This window comes from Klebsiella sp. K5-306 (genome assembly GCF_051835185.1).
Classification (GTDB): Bacteria; Pseudomonadota; Gammaproteobacteria; order Enterobacterales; family Enterobacteriaceae; genus Klebsiella; species Klebsiella oxytoca.
In genome coordinates this window covers 118,658-140,542 of record NZ_JAIFJY010000008.1, presented here as the reverse complement: position 1 = coordinate 140,542, position 21,885 = coordinate 118,658, and the positions used below count along the sequence as shown (strand labels likewise).

Sequence of the window (21,885 nt, the reverse complement as noted above, 5' to 3'; positions counted from 1 at the left end):
TTTCCCGCAGACGGCTGAGAAACGGTAGCCCGGCTAAGCGCAGCGCGAGCCGGGTGAAAACACCGGGTTGCGGCTGACGCCTTACCCGGGCTATATAACTCACTCTATCCCTGGCTAAACTGGCGGAACAGCGCTTTACCTTTCAGCAGACGCAGCCCCAGCCAGCCGCCGCACAGCGACAGCAGTATCGCCCCGCACAGCGGCAGCATCACCCACAGCCGCCAGTCCGGAGACCACGGGAAGTCAAAGATTTTGCTTTGCAGCAGCGCCAGCGCAACCTCTGCGCCAATCGCCGCCACGACGCCGGATACCACGCCCAGCAGCGCGAACTCCGCCCACAGCGTGGTGCGCAGCAGAGACTTACCGGCACCCAGCGTGCGCCAGACCACCAGCTCCTGGTAGCGCTGACGCATCCCGACCTGTACCTGCACCAGCAGCAGCAAAACGCCGCAGGCGGTGACCAGAATCACCATCACCTCAAGCGCGCGGCTTACCTGGGTCAGCACCTGGCCAATCTGTTGCAAAATCGCGCCGATATCCAGCAGGCTGACGGTGGGGAATTCGCGGTTGAGCTGCGTGAGCATCCCGTTGCCATTATCCCAGCGGAAGCTGGTCAGCCAGCTTTGCGGCTGGCCGTCAAGCGCCCCCTGAGGGAAGATAAAGAAGAAGTTCGGCCGCAGACTTTCCCAGTCGACTTTACGCACGCTGGACACCTTCGCGCTAAAGTCCTGAGTATCCCCGGTAAAGGTCACGCTATCGCCGAGCTTCACGCCCAGACGCTGCGCCAGCCCCTCTTCAATCGACACCTCACCCGCTTTTGGCGGCCAGCTACCGGCAACCAGCGGATTATGATCCGGACGCTCGCGGCTCCAGGTGAGGTTAAGCTCCCGGTTCAGGGCTTCATCTTTATTGCCCTCCGTTGCCTGGCCGTTAATTTGCGTCAGGCGCGCGCGCACGATGGGATAGAACTCGGTGGCGCGGGTCTGATGCTCGGCGAGGAAGGTTTTCACCGGCACCACCTGCTCCGGTGCGATGTTAATCAGGAAATAGTTAGGACTTTCCGGAGGCAGCTGCTGCTGCCAGCGGTCAAGCAGATCGCCGCGCAGCACCAGCAGCAGAGCCAGCAGCATAAACGACAGCGAAAAGGCCGCCAGCTGGCTCAGGGTCGACCACGGCTGGCGCAGCAGACGGTTCACCGCCAGGCGCAGCGGCAGCGCTTTTAACGTCAAACGCTTCAGTAACCACAGGACGCCCCATCCCGCCAGGCCGCACAGCAGCGCCAGCACTACGGCACCCGCCAGAACCGCCCACAGCAGGGGGCTGCCGCCCATCAGCAGCGCCAGCAGCGTCACCACCACCGCGCACACGATCGGGATGTAGAGCTTCAGCGGCCAGACGTTGGCGACGACGTCCTGGCGCAGCACCCGCAGCGGCAGCGTCGCCAGCAGCAGTCTATAAGGACGCAGCCCGACCAGCAGGGAAATCACCACCATCGCGCCGATCGCCCACAGCCACGGCCAGCCGCTCGCCGCCGGCAGCGCCGCCGGGAGCACCGGCTTAAGCATCGCCAGCAGAATATGCTCCAGCCCGACGCCCATCGCCCCGCCGGCGACCACCGCCAGCGCCAGCAGCATCAACCACTGGCCGACAATCAGTTTGCGCAGCTGCGCCCGTCCGGCGCCGAGGGTTTTGAGGATCGCCACCAGATCGTAACGACTGCGGCAGTAATGGCTCATCGCCACCGCCACCGCGGCGACCGCTAACAGCAGCGTTAACAGCGCCGACAGCAGCAAAAACTGCTGCGAACGTTGCAGCGATTTACCCAGCGCGCTGTCGTCCTGCTCCATGCCAATCCAGCGGTGCTCAGGCCCCAGCTTCGGCAGCAGCCACTTTTCGTAGTCCGCCAGCTGCTGCGGGGTTCCGGCATACTTATAGCGCCAGGAGACGCGGCTCCCGGGCTGCACCGCGCCGGTTTTCGCCACATCGGCGGTGTTCATCATCAGCCGCGGCGCCATCTGGAAAGGATTAAAACCGGCATCCGGCTCCTGTATCACCTCTCCGGCAATGCGCAGCGTGGCGTCGCCCACGTCGATGGTGTCGCCGGTTTTCAGATTCAGCAGCGCCATTAATCGCGGCGCCAGCAGCACGGTGCCGGCGTGCGGTTTCAGTCCGGGCGGCTGAGTTTGCAGCTGGCCATATAGCGGATAGGTGTCGTCAACCGCTTTGACATCCGCCAGCTGCGGCGTATCGCCGGAAAACGTCATGGTGGCAAAGCTCAGCTGCTCGCCGACGGTTAAACCAAGGCGGCGCGCTTCATCAATCCATGCGCCAGGGACGTCGCGCGAACTGCGCAGCGTGCGGTCGCCGGCCATAAATTCCCGGCTTTGCTGGCTAAGTCCTTTCTCCATGCGGTCGCTTATTGAGCCCAGCGCCAGCACGCAGGCCACCGCCAGGCTCAGCGCCAGCCAGACGATCAGCAGCGACGGCGAGCGCCATTCGCGCCAGAACCAGCGGGCAATCATACTTCCTCCCGCAGCTGGCCATCAACCAGCCGCAGCCGTCGGTCGCAGCGCGCCGCCAGCAGCGGATCGTGGGTGACGAGGATCAGCGTGGTGCCGTGCTCGCGGTTCAGCGAAAACAGCAGGTCGGCGATTTTATCCCCGGTGTGACGGTCGAGATTGCCGGTGGGTTCATCGGCAAACAGCAGCTCCGGGCGGCCGTTGAACGCGCGCGCCAGCGCGACCCGCTGCTGCTCGCCGCCGGAAAGCTGTACCGGCAGATGGTGCAGGCGCTTACCCAGCCCCAGTTGCTCCAGCAGTGCCCGGGCGCTGCCGCGGCTCTGGCTATCGCTTTCGCCGCGCAGCAGCGCCGGAAGCTCGACATTTTCCAGCGCATTGAGGGTGGGGATCAGCATAAAAGATTGAAAAACAAAGCCGACGTGCTTAGCGCGCAGCTTAGCCCGCGCCTCTTCGTCCATCTGATGCAGCGGTTGTCCGAGCAGCGAAACCTCCCCGCTGCTGCCGTCGTCCAGCCCGGCGAGGATCGCCAGCAGCGTCGATTTACCGGACCCCGACTCGCCAATCAGGGCGATGGTCTGCCCCTGTTTGACAACCAGCTCAACTCCGGTAAGGATGGAAAGCTGATGCTCACCCTGACCGACGGATTTCTTAAGATGATGAACTTCAAGTATGTTTTCCGCTGGCATTTGCCTTTCCTGTTTCTGGTCCTGTTTACCTGCCGCGCCATGGCGGCCGACACGCTGTTGGTTCTCGGCGACAGTCTGAGCGCCGGTTATCGTATGGCGGGCAATACCGCCTGGCCTGCGCTGCTAAACGATAAGTGGCAGACAAAAACGCCGGTAGTTAACGCCAGCATCAGCGGCGATACCTCGCAGCAGGGGCTGGCAAGGCTGCCGGCCCTGCTTAAGCAGCATCAGCCGCGCTGGGTGCTGGTTGAGCTCGGCGGTAATGACGGGCTGCGCGGTTTCCCGCCTCAGCAGACGGAACAGACGCTGCGTACCATTATTGAGCATATCAAAGCGGCGGACGCCCAGCCGCTACTGATGCAAATTCGCCTGCCCGCCAACTATGGCCGCCGTTATAATGAAGCCTTTAGCGCTATTTATCCGGCACTGGCCAAAGAGTTTGATATTCCTCTGCTGCCCTTTTTTATGGAAGAGGTTTATCTGAAACCGCAGTGGATGCAGGATGATGGAATTCACCCGAATCGCGACGCTCAGCCGTTTATTGCCGACTGGATGGCGACGCGCCTGGCTCCCTTAGTTAATCATGACTCCTGATAACAGCGAGTCATTTGCAGGTAAAGTTATGCAAAAATCGGTTTTAGTTACAGGATGTTCCAGCGGAATTGGTCTTGAAAGCGCCCTGGATTTAAAGCGCCAGGGCTTTAACGTGCTGGCCGCCTGCCGCAAAGCGGAAGATGTCGCACGGATGCAGGCGCTGGGGCTGACCGGTGTGTTGCTGGATCTTGACGATCCGCAGAGCGTTGAACGTGCCGCCGCCGAGGTGATTGCCCTGACCGACAACCGCCTGTACGGCCTGTTTAACAACGCGGGCTACGGCGTCTACGGCCCGCTGCCGACCGTCAGCCGCCGGCAGATGGAGCAGCAGTTTTCCGCCAACTTTTTTGGCGCTCATCAGCTAACGATGCTACTGCTTCCGGCCATGGAGCCGCACGGAGAAGGGCGTATCGTGATGACCTCATCGGTTATGGGGATTATCTCCAGCCCGGGCCGCGGCGCCTATGCCGCCAGCAAATATGCGCTGGAAGCCTGGTCCGATGCGCTGCGTATGGAGCTGCGCCACAGCGGCATTAAGGTCAGCCTGATTGAGCCGGGCCCCATCCGCACCCGCTTCACCAACAATGTCAACCAGACTCAGGCCGATAAGCCGGTGGAAAATCCCGGTATCGCCGCCCGCTTCACGCTCGGACCGGAAGCGGTGGTGGAAAAAGTGCGTCACGCTTTTGTCAGCGATAAACCGAAACTGCGCTATCCGGTAACCCTGGTGACGCATGCGGTCGCTCTGCTTAAGCGGCTGCTGCCGACCCGCGCGATGGACAAAATTATCCAGGGCTGAGTTGAAGCACCTGCCGCCGTCCCCATATATCTATACAAATATCGATTAAAGAGACTTGCTCATGTCCGCACAGAATATCGTCAATATTACCGAAGCTAATCTACACCAGACGCTGCAGCAATCCGCGACAACGCCGGTGCTGTTTTATTTCTGGTCCGCGCGCAGCCAGCATTGCGAGCAGCTGACGCCGGTACTGGAGAGCCTCGCCACCCAGTACAACGGCCTGTTTACCCTCGCTAAAGTTGACTGCGATGCCGAACAAATGCTGGCTTCGCAGTTTGGCCTGCGCGCTATCCCTACGGTTTACCTGTTCCAGAACGGTCAGCCGGTCGACGGCTTCGAAGGCCCGCAGCCGGAAGAAGCGGTTCGCGCGCTGCTGGATAAGTTCCTGCCGCGTGAAGAGGAGCTCAAAGCGCAGCAGGCGCTGGCGCTGATGGAGGAAGAGAACTACGCCGAAGCGCTGCCGCTGCTGAAAGACGCCTGGCAGATGTCGAATCAGGAGAGCCAGATCGGCCTGCTGCTGGCGGAAACGCTGATTGCCCTCCATCGTTCCGATGAAGCGGAAACGGTACTGAAAACCGTGCCGCTGCAGGATCAGGATACCCGCTATCAGGGGCTGGTGGCGCAGATCGAGCTGCTGAAAAAAGCCGCCGACACGCCGGAAATTCAGCAGCTGCAGCAGCAGGTTGAGCAGAACCCGGAAGATGCGGCGCTGGCCTCCCAACTGGCATTACAGCTGCATCAGGTGGGGCGTAACGAAGAAGCCCTGGCGCTGCTGTTCAGCCATCTGCAAAAAGATTTAGGCGCCGGAAACGGCGAGGTTCGCAAACTGCTGCAAGAGATCCTTTCCGCACTCGGCACCGGCGACGCGCTGGCCGCGAAGTACCGCCGCCAGCTCTATTCTCTGCTTTATTAATGATAATCACCCGGCTCGCGCTGCGCGTAGCCGGGCTACAGGATGGATGTTCTCGTGGCCCGGACAGGCGCGTTCAGCGCCGTATCCGGGAAAAAATCTTACGCGCGTTTTTTCAGCTGCGTCACCACCAGCTGATGGCGCGCATTGAAGAACTTCAGGTAGGTCAGATACCCGGCGATAATCGTTGACAGGCTGGCGGTCGACAGCAGCATAAACGTCACCATAATCTGATACTTAATCGCTTTTACCGGATCAATCCCGGCGAAAATCAGCCCCGACATCATCCCCGGCAGGCTCACCAGCCCCACCGTTTTCGCCGAATCTACCGTTGGGATCAGTGCGGCGCGAATGCTATCGCGTATAAGCCTTGCAGACGCCATCTTCGGCGTTGCGCCCAGGCTCAGCTTTTCCTGAATCTGCTGCTGCTCGCTGCTAAAACGCTGCCCCATATTGTTGTAGCAAAGTCCAACCGCCACCATCGCGTTGCCGGCTACCATCCCGGCAATCGGAATCACCTGCATCGGCACAAAAGCAATCGATCCGGAAACAACCAGCACCGCCAGGGTTAACCCAGCGCCGGTCGTTATCGCGATAAACGAGGAGACAAAGGCTTTGTCGATATATTTGCTACGCTTTTTCGCATTCCACGCGGCGTTAAAGCAGATAAACAGCACCATCAGCAGCGTCAGCACGGCGTGATTAACGTTAAAGATATATTTCAGCACATAGCCGACAATAATCAGCTGCACTATTGCCCGACAAATGCTCCAGATAATCTCTTTTTCCAGCGCCAGCTTTTCCCGGTAGCTAACCACGATCGCTACCAGTACCAGAACCATAGATAACGCCAGCGACTCATTGGTAATATTATGCCCGTTCATTTTTTTTCTCCTCCTGCGCTCTTCCGCCAGCAGGCTTTAGCGTAATCACTTCATCCGCATGGGCAATTTCATTGCTATCGTGAGTGACCCACAGAACGGCGATGTTTTTTTCGCTGGTGTAGCGATGAATAATCTCATTCACATTGGTTTTATTGCTTTCATCCAGCGCGCTGGTAATTTCATCCAGCAGCAGCACCTGCGGCAAAAACTGCAGATTGCGTATCAACGAAACGCGCTGTTTTTCCCCGCCCGAAAGTTCATTGATTGACTTTTCCAGCGTATTTTCCGCCAGCCCAAAGCGCAGCAGATCGGCGACCAGCGCTTTGGGTTCAGGCTGTTTATTACGAATCTGCCACGGGAAGATCAGATTGTCATACACCGAATCGCCAAACAGCGCCGGGGTTTGCGCGCAGTAGGAAACCTGCTGGCGATAGGTTTCCGGCGCTAACGTGTTGATATCTTTACCCGCGAAGAGAATTTTTCCCGACGTCGGGCTCAGCAGCGAAGCGATTATTTTTAATAAGGTGCTTTTCCCGCACCCGGAAGGACCGGTAATTAGCTTAAATTCCCCTGCCCTGAGCTGAAAACTTATCTCATTAAGGATGGTGACATCATCGGCCTGAAACCCCACGTTCTCCAGGCGCAAAATAGCGTTACTTTCGGTCATTATTATTCCCAGTTTTTCAACAACGCCTCTAGTTTACTCCACTTTCCTTTCACCCGGATGCGCGGAAAGATATACTCTGGTTAAACGCGCGCCACTCTCCCGGCGCATCAACAGGCAACAAGACAGGAGGTTTTTGATGCTGATTTTTATCCCCATTCTTATTTTCGTCGCGCTGGTTATCGTCGGAGCGTCGGTAAAAATTGTTCCTCAGGGCTACCAGTGGACGGTAGAGCGCTTTGGCCGCTATACGCAAACGCTGCAGCCGGGTATGAGCCTTGTGGTTCCCTTTATGGATCGGATCGGGCGCAAAATTAATATGATGGAGCAGGTGCTCGATATCCCTTCACAGGAGGTGATTTCGCGCGATAACGCCAACGTCACCATTGATGCGGTGTGCTTTATTCAGGTTATCGATGCGCCGAAAGCCGCCTATGAAGTCAGCAACCTCGAGCTGGCGATCATCAACCTGACCATGACCAACATTCGTACCGTGTTGGGCTCCATGGAACTGGATGAAATGCTCTCCCAGCGCGACAGCATCAACACCCGTCTGCTGCATATTGTCGATGAAGCGACCAACCCGTGGGGCATCAAAATTACCCGCGTCGAGATCCGCGACGTACGCCCGCCGGCGGAGCTGATCGCCTCAATGAACGCCCAGATGAAAGCCGAACGAACCAAGCGCGCCTATATTCTGGAAGCCGAAGGGATACGTCAGGCGGAAATTCTCAAAGCCGAAGGCGAGAAACAGTCGCAGATCCTCAAAGCCGAGGGCGAACGCCAGTCGGCATTTTTACAGGCAGAGGCGCGCGAACGTTCTGCGGAAGCGGAAGCGCGCGCTACCCAGATGGTGTCGTCCGCTATCGCCTCCGGCGACATTCAGGCCATCAACTACTTTGTCGCGCAGAAATATACCGATGCGCTGCAGCAAATTGGCGCGGCGAACAACAGTAAAGTGGTGCTGATGCCGCTGGATGCCAGCAGCCTGATGGGCTCCATCGCCGGGATCAGCGAACTGATTAAAGAAGGGGCTGGCGCCCAGAAAAAATCATGATCGCGCTGATTCTCACCCACCCGCATATTTTCTGGCTCAGCCTTGGCGGGCTGCTGCTGGCGGCGGAAATGCTCGGCGGCAACGGCTATCTGCTGTGGAGCGGCATTGCCGGCGTCGTAACCGGGCTGCTGGTCTGGATGCTGCCGTTTAGCTGGGAGTGGCAGGGCACGCTGTTCGCCGTGCTGACCCTGCTGGCGGCCTGGCTGTGGTCGCGCTGGCTGCGTAACCGCGTAAAACGCCAGAAGCCGGCGGACGCTCAGCTTAATCAGCGGGGACAGCAGCTGCTTGGCCGCCGCTTTACGCTGGAAACGGCGCTGGTTAACGGCCGAGGACACGTCCGCGTGGGCGACAGTTCATGGCCGGTAATAGCCGATGACGACCTCCTGACGGGCAGTAAGGTTGAAGTCGTCGCCGTCGAGGGGATTACGCTGCGGGTCAGGGAGCTCCCTAACGGCCGCTAGGCCTGGACTTTGCGGTGACAGCAGCCCGAGAGATTATCGATGATCGGGCAGTCCGCGCTGTCATCGCCGGGACAGGAGTCCGCCAGCGCCAGCAGCTGCGCACGCATCCCCTGCAGCTCGCTGATGTGGCGCTCAATCTCCGCGACTTTCTCCAGCGTCCGGCGCTTCACGTCGGCGCTGTGCCGCGACGGATCGTTGAACAGGAATATCAGCTCGCGACACTCTTCCAGATTGAACCCCACCTGACGCGCCTGGCGCAGCAGGGTCAGTTCATCCAGATGCTGTTGGCTGTAGCTGCGGTAGCCGTTTTCGCTACGCAGCGGCGGCGTTACCAGTCCCTTCTCTTCGTAAAAACGGATCGCTTTACTGGTTAAGCCGGTTTTTTTCGCCACATCGCTAATATTCATGTTTCCCCCTTGACCTTCCCCTTGCTGGAAGGTTTAACCTTGCTAATACTCGATGAAAGAGTGTGTTCGGTCAATCATTAACCGGAAATTTATTCAGGAGTTATTTATGTCTAACACTATCGACCTCGCGCTTGATGGCCTCTCCTGCGGCCACTGCGTTAAACGGGTGAAAGAGAGCCTGGAGCAGCGTCCCGACGTTGAGCAGGCGGAAGTTACCGTTACCGAAGCCCACGTCACGGGCAGCGCCAGCGCGGAAGCGCTGATTGAGACCATTAAACAAGCCGGATACGGCGCGGAGCTCAGCCACCCAAAGGCTAAACCGCTGGCAGAATCATCAATCCCGCCGGAAGCACTGACAGCGGCCACCACTGAGCTTCCGGCAGCCCGTGACGAAGATGACAGCCAGCAGCTGTTAATCAACGGCATGAGCTGCGCCAGCTGCGTATCCCGGGTACAAAACGCGCTCGCCGCGGTGCCGGGCGTCTCGCAGGCGCGGGTCAACCTGGCGGAACGCACTGCGCTGGTATTGGGCAGCGCGTCCGCCGCAGAATTAGTCCAGGCCGTAGAGAAAGCGGGCTACGGCGCGGAGGCTATCGAAGACGACCTCGAGCGCCGCGAGCGTCAGCAGGAAACCGCCATCGCCACGATGAAGCGCTTCCGCTGGCAGGCTATCGTCGCCCTGCTGGTCGGGATCCCGGTGATGGGTTGGGGGATGATCGGCGACAACATGATGGTCAGCGATGATAACCGTACCCTGTGGCTGGTTATCGGCCTTGTCACGCTGGCGGTGATGGTATTTGCCGGCGGCCATTTTTACCGCAGCGCGTGGAAAAGCCTGAAAAACGGCACCGCGACGATGGATACGCTGGTGGCGCTGGGTACCGGCGTCGCCTGGCTCTATTCGATGAGCGTCAATCTGTGGCCGCAGTGGTTTCCGCTGGAAGCCCGCCACCTTTATTATGAAGCCAGCGCGATGATTATCGGTCTGATTAACCTCGGCCATATGCTGGAAGCCCGTGCACGTCAGCGCTCTTCAAAAGCGCTGGAAAAACTACTCGATTTAACCCCACCGTCAGCGCGGGTGGTCACCGACGAAGGCGAAAAAGATCTGCCGCTGGCGGAAGTTCAGGCGGGAATGACCCTGCGTTTGACCACCGGCGATCGCGTTCCGGTCGATGGCATCATTAGCCAGGGCGAGGCCTGGTTCGATGAAGCGATGCTCACCGGTGAGCCGGTGCCGCAGCAAAAAGGCGACGGTGACGCCGTGCATGCCGGGACCGTAGTGCAGGACGGCAGCGTACTGTTTACCGCCAGCGCCGTCGGCAGCCAGACCACCCTGGCGCGTATTATCCGCATGGTGCGTCAGGCGCAGAGCAGTAAACCTGAAATCGGCCAGTTGGCGGACAAAATCTCCGCCGTGTTCGTCCCGGCGGTCGTGGCGATAGCCCTGTTCAGCGCCGCGATCTGGTACTTTTTCGGTCCGGCGCCGCAAATTGTCTATACCCTGGTGATCGCCACCACGGTGCTGATTATCGCCTGTCCGTGCGCCCTGGGGCTGGCAACGCCGATGTCGATTATCTCCGGCGTGGGCCGCGCGGCGGAGTACGGAGTTCTGGTGCGCGATGCCGATGCGCTGCAGCGCGCCAGCACCCTGGATACGCTGGTCTTTGATAAAACGGGTACCCTCACCGAGGGTAAACCGCAGGTGGTGGCGATAAAAACCTTTGCCGCCATCGATGAAACCACCGCACTGCGTCTGGCGGCGTCACTGGAGCAAGGCTCCAGCCACCCGCTGGCGCGCGCCATCCTCGACAAAGCCGCAGATCAACGCCTGCCTGCGGTAGATAATTTCCGCACCCTACGCGGACTGGGGGTCAGCGGTGAAGCCGAAGGCTACCGTCTGCTGCTCGGCAACCAGGCGCTGCTTAATGAGCAAAAGATAGCAACGGCTGAAATAGAAGGCGAAATGAACGCCCAGGCGTCACAGGGCGCGACGCCGGTGCTACTGGCGGTAGATGGTCAGGCGGCGGCGCTGTTCGCCATCCGCGATCCGCTGCGTGAAGATAGCGTGGCGGCATTAGCCAGGCTGCACCGCCAGGGTTATCGTCTGGTCATGCTGACCGGCGATAACCCAACCACCGCCAACGCTATCGCTAAAGAGGCGGGCATTGATGAGGTGATTGCCGGGGTTCTGCCGGACGGTAAAGCCGATGCGATTAAGCGCCTGCAAGGCCAGGGACATCAGGTGGCGATGATCGGCGACGGTATCAACGATGCGCCCGCGCTGGCGCAGGCCGATGTGGGGATCGCCATGGGCGGCGGCAGCGATGTCGCTATTGAGACAGCGGCGATTACCCTGATGCGCCATAGCCTGAACGGCGTCGCCGATGCGCTGGAGATCGCCAAAGCCACGCTGCGCAACATGAAGCAGAACCTGCTGGGGGCATTTGTTTATAACTCGCTGGGCATTCCGATTGCCGCCGGGATCCTGTGGCCGCTAACCGGAACGCTGCTCAATCCGGTGGTGGCGGGCGCCGCCATGGCGCTCTCTTCGATTACCGTCGTGAGCAACGCCAACCGCCTGCTGCGCTTTAAGCCAAAATCCTAAGCCGGAAGCCTAAGCTCCTGTCGTTTCAGCCGCCGTGCGGTTGGATTCCCGGCTGGCGGCGTCAACGCCTTAGCCGGGAGCACAACCGCAGATGACCGTGTACCCGTGCGAGAAAATAACCAGACGCCGACGTTCAGTCATTCTGCTCGTTCCGGTGAGTGCTCCAGCCGATAAACCAGTGTCTGCGCGCAGACGCTTTCCCTGGACTTTCCTTGCGCCGTTCTTCCCCAGGCGCTAGCATGAAAGCTTCACACTACGGAGCACGTATGGGCCTGTTAAACCGAATAAAAATGCTGTGGCAAGCCGCCCTCGGCTCGTCTTATTCCTGGCCCGCGCTGGATATCACCCTTCCCGGGGAACGCTATCTGCACCTGGTCGGCAGTATTCATATGGGCACCCGCGATATGTCGCCGCCGCCCGCCCGGCTGTTAAAAAAGATCCGTCAGGCCGATGCGCTGATTGTGGAAGCGGATATTAGCGGCAGCGAAACGCCATTCAGCAACCTCCCCTCCTGTCCGCCGCTGGCGGAACGCCTGAACGCCCCCCAGCTTGCTGCACTGCAAGAGCGAGCGGCAGAAATGGGCCTGTCTGTCGCGCTGTTCGACAGTCAACCGCTGTGGCAGGTAGCGATGGTACTGCAGGCAACTCAGGCGCAAAAACTGGGGCTCAGGGCGGATTACGGCATTGATTATCAACTGCTGATGGCGGCGCGCGAGAGCCATATCCGCGTGATGGAGCTGGAGGGAGCCGACAGCCAGATTGCGCTGCTGCGGGATCTGCCCGATGGCGGTCTGGCGCTGCTGGAGGATACCCTCACCCACTGGCGCACAAATGCGCGTCTGCTGCAGGTGATGATCGGTTGGTGGCTCGATCAGCCGCCGTCAAGAGGGGCTACCTCGCTGCCGACAACCTTTAGCCAGTCGCTGTATGACGTTCTGATGCACCAGCGCAACCTCGCCTGGCGGGAAACGCTGCTGGCGCTGCCGCCGGGACGCTACGTGGTTGCCGTCGGGGCGCTGCATTTATACGGCGAAGGGAATCTGCCGGACATGCTGACGTAAAAAAATGGCCAATATTGCTATTGGCCCGTCAAAGAGGAATTTCATCATTATTATTATTCCGGGGTTCGCGCCCCGGATCGTCTGATTGTCGCTCAAAGTGACCATCACTGCCAATACTATTGCGCAAGATGATACTATTTTTTAGACAGCCGTCGGGCGTATGCTTATGTCACATTTAATCGGTTGGTAAGAAGGATAACGATGACTCCCGCCGTAAAATTACTCGAAAAAAACAAAATTAGTTTTCAAATCCACAGCTACGATCACGATCCGAACGAAACCAATTTTGGTGACGAAGTGGTGCGTAAGCTGGGACTGAACGCCGACCAGGTCTACAAAACGCTGCTGGTTGCCGTTAACGGCGACATGAAGCATCTGGCCGTTGCAGTGACCCCGGTTGCGGGTCAGTTGGATCTGAAAAAAGTGGCGAAGGCCTTAGGCGCAAAAAAAGTGGATATGGCAGACCCGATGGTCGCGCAGCGGGTTACCGGCTATCTGGTGGGGGGTATCAGCCCGCTCGGGCAAAAAAAACGTCTGCCGACGGTGATTGACGCACCGGCCCAGGCGTTTGCCACCATCTATATTTCCGGCGGCAAACGCGGGCTGGATATTGAGCTGGCGGCCAGCGATCTGGCGAAGATCCTTGAGGCAAAATTCGCCGATATCGCGCGGCGCGATTAATTGACGGTTTTGCGTCAGAGGATAATCCCGGAGGCGGCGCTGACGCGCCTTGTCCGGGCTACAAAATCCAAAACCGCTGAGACCTGTAGCCCCGGTAGCTACGCAACCGGGGTTTGGCTCAAACGTTACTGCCAGCTTACCTCGCCTTTCGGTTCATAAGCTGCCGCATCCAACGGTGAGTTTTTCTGGATATACTCTTTCAGCACTTCGGCATCGATAAAGCCGGTATTAACATAGCCGGGCTTCGTATCGATATGCGGATAGCCGTCGCCGCCGGTGGCGTTAAAGCTCAGGGTCGCCATACGATAGGTCTTTGCCGGATCGACCGGTTCGCCTTTGATGGTCAAATTATTGAGCTTGCCGTCTTTAGCCACAAAACCGACGTTGGCAAACTGCGGATAGGCGCCGGAATCGGGCTTCATCTGCGCCACGGCGGTCAGATACTCGGTCACTTCCTTACCGCTCATATCGACATAGACCAGCACGTTGCCGAAGGGTTGGACCTTCATCACATCTTTATAGGTGATATCACCCGCTTCAATCGAATCACGCACTCCGCCGCCGCTCATCACCGCGAAATCAGCATTGCTGCGCGCCATCTGCGCCGCCAGCAGCAAACGTCCCATATTGGTTTGCACGAAACGAACTTTGCTGCGATCGCCCTCCAGATGCGCGTTTACGCTACCGATTTTCACCTGTAGCTGCGCTTTGCCTTTATTCTGGAAAGGCGTCAGCAGGGAGAGCATCTGCGGATTTTCGGGGATTTGCGGCGTATAGAGCACGCGCTCGCTCTCGCCGTTGTCCCAGGTGACCTTTTTCTTCAGGTTGACCGGGATCAGCTGATAGCGCACCAGCTTCATGTCGCCGTTGCGGAATTCAAAATCGGCGCGGCCAACATATTTACCCCACTCATGGGCCTGCACAATCCAGATACCGTTCTGCTTGTCCGGCGCGCACGGGCTACCCGGAACGTAATCCACCTGCTTCTTGTTCTCCGACGCCATGCATACCGGGTCCTGCGAGTGACCGCCGACGATCATCGCCAGCGCTCCCGCAGGCAGGCTGCGTGCCATCTCAACATCGCCCGGCGCGTTCGAACCGTGAGCGCCATTGTCATAATGGCCCATGTGGGTAGTAGCCAGAATCACGTCCGGCTTTTCATTCTGCTGCAGCTCCTGGATAACGAGTTTGGCCTCTTCCGCCGGTTTACGGAACTCGATATCGGTAAAGAACTCGGGATTACCAATTTTAGCCGTATCGTCGGTCGTCAGACCGATAACCGCAATATTCAGCCCGCCGCGTTTGAACAGCGCCCACGGCTTAAACAGACGCTCGCCGGTGCTTTTCTGATAAATATTCGCCGAAAGGAAAGGGAACTTCGCCCATTTTTCCTGCTGACGGAGTACGCTAAGCGGATTATCAAATTCATGATTACCCACCGCCATTGCATCGTAGCCAATCAGGTTCATCCCGCGGAAATCAGGTTCCGCGTCCTGTAAATCGGATTCCGGCACGCCGGTGTTGATATCGCCGCCGGATAACAGCAGCACGCTGCCGCCTTCTGCCGCCACCTCTTTGCGAATACCGTCAACCAGCGTTTTTTGTGCGGATAGCCCATATTCGCCGTAGTCGCTACGCCAGAAGTGGCCATGATGATCGTTAGTATGCAGGATGGTTATTTTGTAAGTTTTATCCTGCTCATAAGCCTGCGCTGACAGGCTCCCCAGCGATAGCGCCGTAAATAGCGCCAGCGCAACGCCTTGCTTCATAAAGTGCATATTTCTCTCCCTGACGAAGTAACAACTGCCGAAAGTATAGCGAGTTGGCCGATTAGACAAATATGTTTTCAGAATTGCGACTTCCTTCAAACCTTAGGGGCAGGTATGTTAGGCAGATAATAATTCCACCTGCATCCTCTATAAAAAACACTTAAGTGAACCTATGGCAATGAATCAGACCGCACAACCCTTATCCGGCCCTGCTGCTGCGCCGCAAAAAGCACGCACCTCGTTTCGCATTCTCGGCGCCATCAGCCTCTCCCATTTGCTAAACGATATGATCCAATCGCTTATTCTGGCTATCTACCCGCTGCTGCAGGCCGAGTTTTCGCTGACCTTTGTGCAGATAGGTATGATTACCCTCACCTTCCAGCTGGCCTCATCGCTATTGCAGCCGGTCGTCGGCTATCTGACCGACAAACATCCGATGCCGTGGTCGCTGCCGATAGGCATGTGCTTTACCCTGAGCGGTCTGGTGCTGCTGGCGATCTCGGGGAGCTTTGGTATGGTTCTGCTGGCAGCCGCGCTGGTCGGCACCGGGTCTTCGGTCTTTCATCCGGAGTCTTCACGCGTGGCGCGTATGGCTTCCGGCGGTCGCCATGGCCTGGCGCAGTCGATATTTCAGGTCGGCGGCAACTTTGGCAGCTCGTTAGGCCCGCTGCTTGCGGCCCTGATTATCGCTCCTTACGGTAAAGGTAACGTTGGCTGGTTTGTCCTGGCAGCGCTGTTGGCGATCGTCGTGCTGGCGCAAATCAGCCGCTGGTATGCCGCTCAGCATCGGATGAATAAAGGTAAACCGAAGGCGCTGATTGTAAATCCGTTGCCAAAAAACAAAGTTATTCTGGCGGTCAGTATCCTGTTACTGCTGATTTTCTCGAAATACTTCTATATGGCGAGCATCAGCAGCTATTACACCTTTTATCTGATGCAAAAATTCGGATTGTCGGTGCAAAATGCCCAGTTTCATCTATTTGCCTTTCTTTTTGCCGTCGCGGCAGGAACGGTGATTGGCGGGCCTGTCGGCGATAAGATTGGGCGCAAATATGTTATTTGGGGCTCTATCCTTGGCGTAGCGCCGTTCACCCTTGTTTTACCCTATGCATCCCTGGAATGGACCGGGATTTTAACGGTGATAATTGGTTTTATCCTTGCCTCAGCCTTTTCCGCCATTCTGGTCTATGCCCAGGAGCTATTACCGGGGCGGATCGGCATGGTTTCTGGTTTGTTCTTCGGTTTTGCTTTTGGCATGGGTGGCCTTGGCGCCGCGGTACTGGGGCTCTTAGCTGACCATACCAGCATCGAACTGGTCTATAAAATCTGCGCTTTCCTGCCTCTAATCGGCATCCTGACGATATTTCTACCTAACAACCATCAAAAGTCATGATTCTTCGGTAGCCAAAGTGTAACTTTGGCTACCACAATCCCTTACCCCACCAGCATTACCCCGCATAAGCTGCTGCCATTTTGCGCTCCGTGCTTTTTTGCACGTCAATTGCATTTTTCTGCAAAATTCAACGATTATTCATAAACAAAACCGCTGAAAGTGTCATAAACTATTATTCGGTTTTTTGGTTTTATACCCTAATTCATTCAAGTTGCAGGACAAGCCACTTGTGCCTTGAACAGCGCTGGCGCTGGCCCCCAAGGGCGAGGCTCATGGATGAGCTAAGTAATAAAGCCTACGCCCATGCAAATTGAAGCATGACGGGTATGTACCGAAAATGGATCAGCTCACCACTGCAAGGAGACGGAATGCACCACGCAACACCGCTAATCACCACCATTGTCGGCGGCCTTGTGCTCGCCTTTATTCTCGGCATGATTGCCAATAAGCTACGTATTTCTCCTCTGGTGGGATATCTATTAGCGGGCGTGCTGGCCGGACCTTTTACCCCAGGTTTTGTTGCTGATACCAAGCTGGCACCGGAACTGGCCGAGCTCGGCGTGATCCTGCTGATGTTCGGCGTGGGTCTGCATTTCTCCTTAAAAGATCTGATGGCGGTTAAGGCCATCGCCATCCCGGGCGCTATCGCCCAGATAGCCGTAGCGACCCTGTTGGGTATGGCGCTCTCTGCCATGCTGGGCTGGTCGTTAATGACCGGTATCGTTTTTGGTCTGTGTCTTTCTACCGCCAGTACCGTGGTGCTGCTGCGCGCGCTGGAAGAACGGCAGCTTATTGATAGCCAGCGGGGGCAAATCGCCATCGGCTGGCTGATTGTTGAAGATCTGGTGATGGTTCTGACGCTGGTGCTGCTGCCGGCGGTTGCCGGCATGACCGAGAAAGGCGACGTGGGCCTGGCTTCTCTGGCCCTCGATATGAGTATTACCATCGGCAAAGTCGTCGCCTTCATCGCCATTATGATGCTCGTCGGCCGCCGCCTGGTGCCGTGGATTATGTCGCGCAGCGCGGCAACCGGTTCACGCGAGCTGTTTACGCTGTCGGTACTGGCGTTAGCGCTCGGCATCGCTTTCGGCGCCGTTGAGCTATTTGACGTCTCCTTCGCCCTCGGCGCCTTTTTCGCCGGTATGGTGCTCAATGAATCCGAGCTCAGCCATCGCGCGGCCCACGATACGCTGCCGCTGCGCGACGCCTTCGCCGTGCTGTTCTTTGTCTCCGTCGGAATGCTGTTCGACCCGATGATTCTGCTTGAGCAGCCGCTGGCGGTACTGGCGACGCTGGCTATCATCATTTTCGGTAAATCGGCTGCCGCCTTCTTCCTGGTGCGGATGTTCGGCCACTCGCCGCGCACTGCCCTGACCATTGCCGCCAGTCTGGCGCAAATCGGTGAATTCGCCTTTATTCTTGCCGGTCTGGGAATGGCGCTGGATCTGCTGCCGCAGGCCGGGCAGAACCTGGTGCTTGCCGGCGCCATTATCTCCATCATGCTCAACCCGGTCCTGTTTACCCTGCTGGAAAAATACCTCGATAAAACGGAGACGCTGGACGAACAGACGCTGGAAGAAGTGCTGGAAGATGAGAAACAGATCCCCGTTGATATCTGTAACCATGCGCTGCTGGTCGGTTTCGGTCGCGTCGGGAGCCTGCTTGGTGAAAAACTGATGGCTCAGGGGATACCGCTGGTAGTTATCGAAACGTCGCGCACCCGCGTTGACGAACTGCGCGCGCGGGGTATTCGCGCAGTTTTAGGTAACGCCGCCAATGAAGAGATTATGAATCTGGCGCATCTGGACTGCGCGCGCTGGCTACTGCTCACCATCCCTAACGGTTACGAGGCCGGAGAGATCGTGGCCTCAGCGCGCGAGAAGTGCCCGAATATCGAGATCATCGCGCGCGCGCATTACGACGATGAGGTGGAATATATTGTTGAACGCGGCGCCAACCAGGTAGTGATGGGCGAACGAGAAATCGCCCGCGCCATGCTTAAGCTGCTTGAAACGCCGCCAGCCGGCGAGCTTATTACCGGTTAATGCTTCCGGCCCCGACTCCCCGGGGCCGACTTTATTTACCGGCTTAACGATCCCAGTAGGCCTCTTCCAGACTATCTTCACGCTCCGGCAGGCCGCGGGTCAGACGCGGTGAATGCTGGTTCAGCACCTGATAGCTCACGCGGTTAGCGTATTTACACACCTGCGCCAGCGAGGAATAGGTCAGCCATTTGCATTTGTGCTTGCTGGAGTTCGGCACGTTATTGCGATGATAATTATTAGCGGTGATGTCGTGCAGCAGTGCCGCCAGCGCGCCGTCGCCGGCGCCGTTGGTGTTCATGATCTTCTCCGGCCCGCCCATATAGGGTGCGATATGCGAATAAATACGCAGCGGATTCTCGCAGTCCTGGTGGCGCATCGCGCGGCTGAATTCATACTGGTTAAACTCGGCAATCGCGCCCGGCAGCAGCGGATGCTGCGTTTTGCGCTTAGCCTCATCCTCGGTAAAACTGGCCATATACAGCCCGGCGGGCCCGGCGGTGCACAGTACCAGGTCAACCCACTCCAGCGCTTTGTCGGAAGCCAGCAGCGGATCGGATAGGCCGGTCAGCGCTTCCGCCTCCTCTTCGTTCATCGCCAGAATAGAAACGTGTTCTTTGAGAAACGCCTGCCACCACGCCGGATTATCAGCGATAACGTATTTAGTCCCCAGGGTCAGGACCACCGGTACATCGTGCTTTTTCGCATATTTGATGGCCTGCATCGTCGCATCCGGCATCGGCTCACCCGGCTTGCAGCGGACGAGGTAGGAGGTCAGCACCAGCGCGGAAGCGCCGGCGATCACGCTTTCCGGAATGCTTTCCGGGCGGAGCTTATTCATATGACCGGGGCTGATCGCAAAGGTGCGCTCGCCGGAGTCGCTAATAAGGGTAAAGCAGCGACCAATCGCGCCATCCACGCCTTGCAGGTAGTTCAGATCGGTACGGCTGGAGGTGTTGCACAGGTAGCGATAGGCGTAGCCGCCGATTTCAATATTGCTGCACATGACGCCAAGCAGAACCGAGCGGTCATCCGCCAGCACCGAGTAGTTGTGCATGGTGTTTCCGATGGTACCACCGGCAAACTGGTGGGTAATCAGATCGTTGCGGACCAGTTCCTGGTACAACGCTTCGGCGACATCATCCTCAATCACCAGCGAATGCCCGGCGCTCAGGCCGTAGCGTACGATAAACGCCTCATCCACTTTCGCTTCGATATCGACCAGGGTTTGATCGATGCCGACAACCCAGGCGACGTTAGACTCATTGTCCGGCTGAATTTGTTGCAGCAGCGGATCGCGAGCGTTGACGGGAAAATAGTGTTTGGATTTGCGTTTACCGGGAAATTTCATAGTGGCGATTTATTGACAGTGAACAAGCGGGGAATAGTAGCATACTCCCCGCCGCACGCGCGATCAGCGATATTTCGCCGTCAGGTTGACCATCATTTCAATATGCGCGGTGTCCGCATTAAGCGCCGGTATGTACTCATATTGCTGGCCGCCGGCTTCAAGGAAGATTTCCCGGTTTTGCACCGCGATCTCCTCCAGCGTCTCCAGGCAATCGGCAGCAAAGCCGGGGCAGATAACCTGAATATGCTTCACCCCTTTCTCACCGAGCATTTTCAGCGTTTCGTCAGTATAGGGCGTCAGCCACGGCTCACGACCAAAGCGCGACTGAAAAGTCATCATGACCCGGTCAGGCGACAGGCCAAGGGCTGAAACCAGTTCACGAGTGGTATCGCGACAGCGCTGAGGATAGGTATCCCCTTGCTGAGCGTAACGCTGTGGAATCCCATGATAGGAGAGCAGCAGTAAATCCGGCTCGCCGTGCACCGCAAACGAAGCGCGTACGCTGGCGGCCAGCGCGTGAATGTAGTCCACATCATCGGCATAGTCGCGAATAAAAGAGATGCCGGGAATCGCGCGCTTTCTGGCGAGGATACGCCCCAGCTCATCCCAGACCGCCGCCACGGTAGAGCAGGAGTATTGCGGATAGAGCGGTAGCACCACGATGTGGTCCACACCCTGCGCCAGCAGTTCATCCACCGCGCTCTCCAGCGACGGCGAGCCGTAGCTCATCCCCAGCGCCACCGGCGTATCCGGAAGCCGCGCGGCCAGCGCCTGCCGCTGCTGCTGGCTATAGACCATCAGCGGCGAGCCGTCTTCCATCCAGATGGACTGATAGAGCTTAGCGACCCTGGGGGCGCGCAGGGGCAGTATCACGCCGCGCAGCAACGGCCACCACAGTAGACGGGAGGTATCCACCACGCGCCGATCGCTAAGAAACTGTCGTAGATAGCGCTTAACCGCGTCGGGCGTGGGCGCATCGGGAGTGCCTAAATTGGCTAATAAGATACCTGTTTTCGTCTGATGCATTACCGCCTCTTAACCATTTGAATCGCTGACAATTGTAGCTGAAATGGCGCTAAACGGAACCAATCATAGAAAAAGGTAAAATGAGAGGAGTTCTCACCCCGCCGCTGCGGGATGAGAACTAACGGAATTAACCGAGGATTTTTTCCAGTTCGGCGCGAACGTCCGCCACCGCTTTGGTGCCATCAACTTTCGCGTATTGGGTATTGCCCGCTTCGGCTTCTTTCTGATAATAGCCGATCAGCGGAGCCGTCATCTGATGATACTCAACCAGACGCTTACGCACGGTCTCTTCCTGGTCGTCTTTACGGGTGGTCAGCTCTTCGCCGGTCACATCGTCTTTGCCTTCGACTTTCGGCGGATTAAATTTGATGTGATAAACGCGGCCGGAAGCAGCGTGAACGCGACGGCCGATGATGCGGTCAACGATCAGTTCATCAGGAACATCGAATTCCAGTACGTAATCTACGGCAATGCCCGCTTCTTTCATGGCGTCAGCCTGAGGAATGGTGCGCGGGAAGCCGTCCAGCAGGAATCCGTTGCGGCAATCTTCCTGAGTGATACGCTCTTTCACCAGGGCGATAACCAGTTCGTCGGTGACCAGCTTACCGGCGTCCATAATATCCTTCGCCTTTTTGCCCAGCTCGGAGCCTGACTTCACCGCGGCACGCAGCATGTCGCCGGTGGAGATTTGCGGAATACCGTATTTCTCCATGATGAACTGAGCCTGAGTTCCTTTACCCGCGCCCGGAGCGCCAAGCAGAATAATACGCATTACGAAAATCCCCTCAAAAGTTGATTCAATATTTCAAAAAACGCTAAACCATACCACCAGAACGCGGATGGCTCAAGGAAGGCGGGGCGGCTGAAACGGTTAATGGTGAGATATTTTACGTAGAGTGCGTTTTGTTGCCCTCATTCCGCTCCTCTCCCGCAGGGCAAGGAAGAAAACACGCGCCGGAGCCAGCAGGGG

General features: G+C 57.7%; 19 protein-coding genes. 10 read left to right on the top strand and 9 right to left on the bottom strand.

The features are described from left to right. Positions 1-104: 104 nt before the first annotated feature. The gene (gene ybbP, locus K2184_RS14360) at positions 105-2,522 is read right to left on the bottom strand and encodes a putative ABC transporter permease subunit YbbP (protein ID WP_163524639.1); all 2,418 of its coding nucleotides are present in this window, start codon (positions 2,520-2,522) and stop codon (positions 105-107) included. Next, entirely contained in the window at positions 2,519-3,205 is a 687-nt protein-coding gene (gene ybbA / locus K2184_RS14355) for a putative ABC transporter ATP-binding protein YbbA (protein ID WP_049128199.1), read from the bottom strand. Before ybbA ends, ybbP begins: the two co-directional genes overlap by 4 nt. On the opposite strand from ybbA, the gene tesA reads away from it, so the two are divergent. The 3 genes from tesA (at position 3,176) to K2184_RS14340 (ending at position 5,514) form a co-directional block, all read left to right on the top strand. Then, on the top strand, positions 3,176-3,799 hold the full coding sequence (gene tesA, locus K2184_RS14350; protein WP_032692296.1) for a multifunctional acyl-CoA thioesterase I/protease I/lysophospholipase L1: 624 nt from the start codon (positions 3,176-3,178) through the stop codon (positions 3,797-3,799). The two genes, ybbA and tesA, sit on opposite strands and share 30 nt — an antisense overlap. Beyond that, the gene (locus tag K2184_RS14345) at positions 3,789-4,598 is read left to right on the top strand and encodes an SDR family oxidoreductase (protein ID WP_016808714.1); all 810 of its coding nucleotides are present in this window, start codon (positions 3,789-3,791) and stop codon (positions 4,596-4,598) included. The genes tesA and K2184_RS14345 overlap by 11 nt, the downstream gene beginning before the upstream one ends. Positions 4,599-4,659: 61 nt before the next feature. Then, positions 4,660-5,514 (top strand): co-chaperone YbbN, encoded by an 855-nt coding sequence (locus K2184_RS14340; RefSeq protein WP_004099714.1) that lies wholly within the window; start codon positions 4,660-4,662, stop codon positions 5,512-5,514. Between the two features lie 98 nt (positions 5,515-5,612). On the opposite strand, the gene fetB is transcribed toward K2184_RS14340, so the two are convergent. Together fetB and fetA are read right to left on the bottom strand one after the other, a co-directional pair. Further along, positions 5,613-6,395, bottom strand: a complete 783-nt coding sequence (gene fetB / locus K2184_RS14335) for an iron efflux ABC transporter permease subunit FetB (RefSeq protein ID WP_004111055.1) — start codon at positions 6,393-6,395, stop codon at positions 5,613-5,615. Further along, positions 6,382-7,062 carry an iron efflux ABC transporter ATP-binding subunit FetA gene (fetA, locus tag K2184_RS14330; RefSeq protein ID WP_004111054.1) on the bottom strand — a complete coding sequence of 227 codons (681 nt, stop codon included), beginning with the start codon at positions 7,060-7,062 and terminating at the stop codon, positions 6,382-6,384. The genes fetB and fetA overlap by 14 nt, the downstream gene beginning before the upstream one ends. Before the next feature lie 136 nt (positions 7,063-7,198). Here fetA and K2184_RS14325 point away from each other — a divergent pair, with 136 nt between their 5' ends. Beyond that, complete coding sequence (locus K2184_RS14325) at positions 7,199-8,116, top strand: SPFH domain-containing protein (protein ID WP_004099702.1); 918 nt, start codon at positions 7,199-7,201, stop codon at positions 8,114-8,116. Continuing rightward, the gene (locus K2184_RS14320; protein ID WP_064371877.1) at positions 8,113-8,577 is read left to right on the top strand and encodes an NfeD family protein; all 465 of its coding nucleotides are present in this window, start codon (positions 8,113-8,115) and stop codon (positions 8,575-8,577) included. Before K2184_RS14325 ends, K2184_RS14320 begins: the two co-directional genes overlap by 4 nt. Here K2184_RS14320 and cueR read toward each other — a convergent pair. Next, positions 8,574-8,984 (bottom strand): Cu(I)-responsive transcriptional regulator, encoded by a 411-nt coding sequence (gene cueR / locus K2184_RS14315; protein WP_032727891.1) that lies wholly within the window; start codon positions 8,982-8,984, stop codon positions 8,574-8,576. The two genes, K2184_RS14320 and cueR, sit on opposite strands and share 4 nt — an antisense overlap. Positions 8,985-9,090: 106 nt before the next feature. Between cueR and copA the strand changes: the two genes are divergently transcribed. The 3 genes from copA to ybaK all read left to right on the top strand — a co-directional run bounded on the left by copA (position 9,091) and on the right by ybaK (position 13,334). Further along, positions 9,091-11,592, top strand: coding sequence for a copper-exporting P-type ATPase CopA (gene copA, locus K2184_RS14310; RefSeq protein WP_123830209.1), 2,502 nt, complete (start codon positions 9,091-9,093; stop codon positions 11,590-11,592). A 266-nt stretch (positions 11,593-11,858) separates the two neighbouring features. Further along, complete coding sequence (locus K2184_RS14305) at positions 11,859-12,653, top strand: TraB/GumN family protein (protein ID WP_004111051.1); 795 nt, start codon at positions 11,859-11,861, stop codon at positions 12,651-12,653. 201 nt (positions 12,654-12,854) lie between these two features. Further along, a complete protein-coding gene (ybaK, locus tag K2184_RS14300; protein ID WP_004099690.1) occupies positions 12,855-13,334 on the top strand; it encodes a Cys-tRNA(Pro)/Cys-tRNA(Cys) deacylase YbaK in 480 nt (159 codons plus the stop codon). Positions 13,335-13,459: 125 nt separating this feature from the next. Here the strand turns inward: ybaK and ushA are convergent, their stop codons facing one another. Next, the gene (gene ushA, locus K2184_RS14295; RefSeq protein WP_004099686.1) at positions 13,460-15,112 is read right to left on the bottom strand and encodes a bifunctional UDP-sugar hydrolase/5'-nucleotidase UshA; all 1,653 of its coding nucleotides are present in this window, start codon (positions 15,110-15,112) and stop codon (positions 13,460-13,462) included. A gap of 163 nt (positions 15,113-15,275) precedes the next feature. Between ushA and K2184_RS14290 the strand changes: the two genes are divergently transcribed. Continuing rightward, on the top strand, positions 15,276-16,496 hold the full coding sequence (locus tag K2184_RS14290) for an MFS transporter (protein ID WP_004111050.1): 1,221 nt from the start codon (positions 15,276-15,278) through the stop codon (positions 16,494-16,496). A gap of 368 nt (positions 16,497-16,864) precedes the next feature. Next, positions 16,865-18,541: a YbaL family putative K(+) efflux transporter gene (ybaL, locus tag K2184_RS14285; protein ID WP_004099684.1), complete on the top strand. Its 1,677-nt coding sequence runs from the start codon at positions 16,865-16,867 to the stop codon at positions 18,539-18,541. Between the two features lie 43 nt (positions 18,542-18,584). Here ybaL and K2184_RS14280 read toward each other — a convergent pair whose 3' ends face one another. From K2184_RS14280 to adk, 3 genes are all read right to left on the bottom strand, one after another. After that, positions 18,585-19,889 carry an inosine/guanosine kinase gene (locus tag K2184_RS14280; protein ID WP_004099683.1) on the bottom strand — a complete coding sequence of 435 codons (1,305 nt, stop codon included), beginning with the start codon at positions 19,887-19,889 and terminating at the stop codon, positions 18,585-18,587. 63 nt (positions 19,890-19,952) lie between these two features. Beyond that, on the bottom strand, positions 19,953-20,915 hold the full coding sequence (hemH, locus tag K2184_RS14275) for a ferrochelatase (RefSeq protein ID WP_004099681.1): 963 nt from the start codon (positions 20,913-20,915) through the stop codon (positions 19,953-19,955). Positions 20,916-21,042: 127 nt separating this feature from the next. After that, entirely contained in the window at positions 21,043-21,687 is a 645-nt protein-coding gene (adk, locus tag K2184_RS14270) for an adenylate kinase (RefSeq protein ID WP_004099679.1), read from the bottom strand. Between the last annotated feature and the right edge of the window lie 198 nt (positions 21,688-21,885).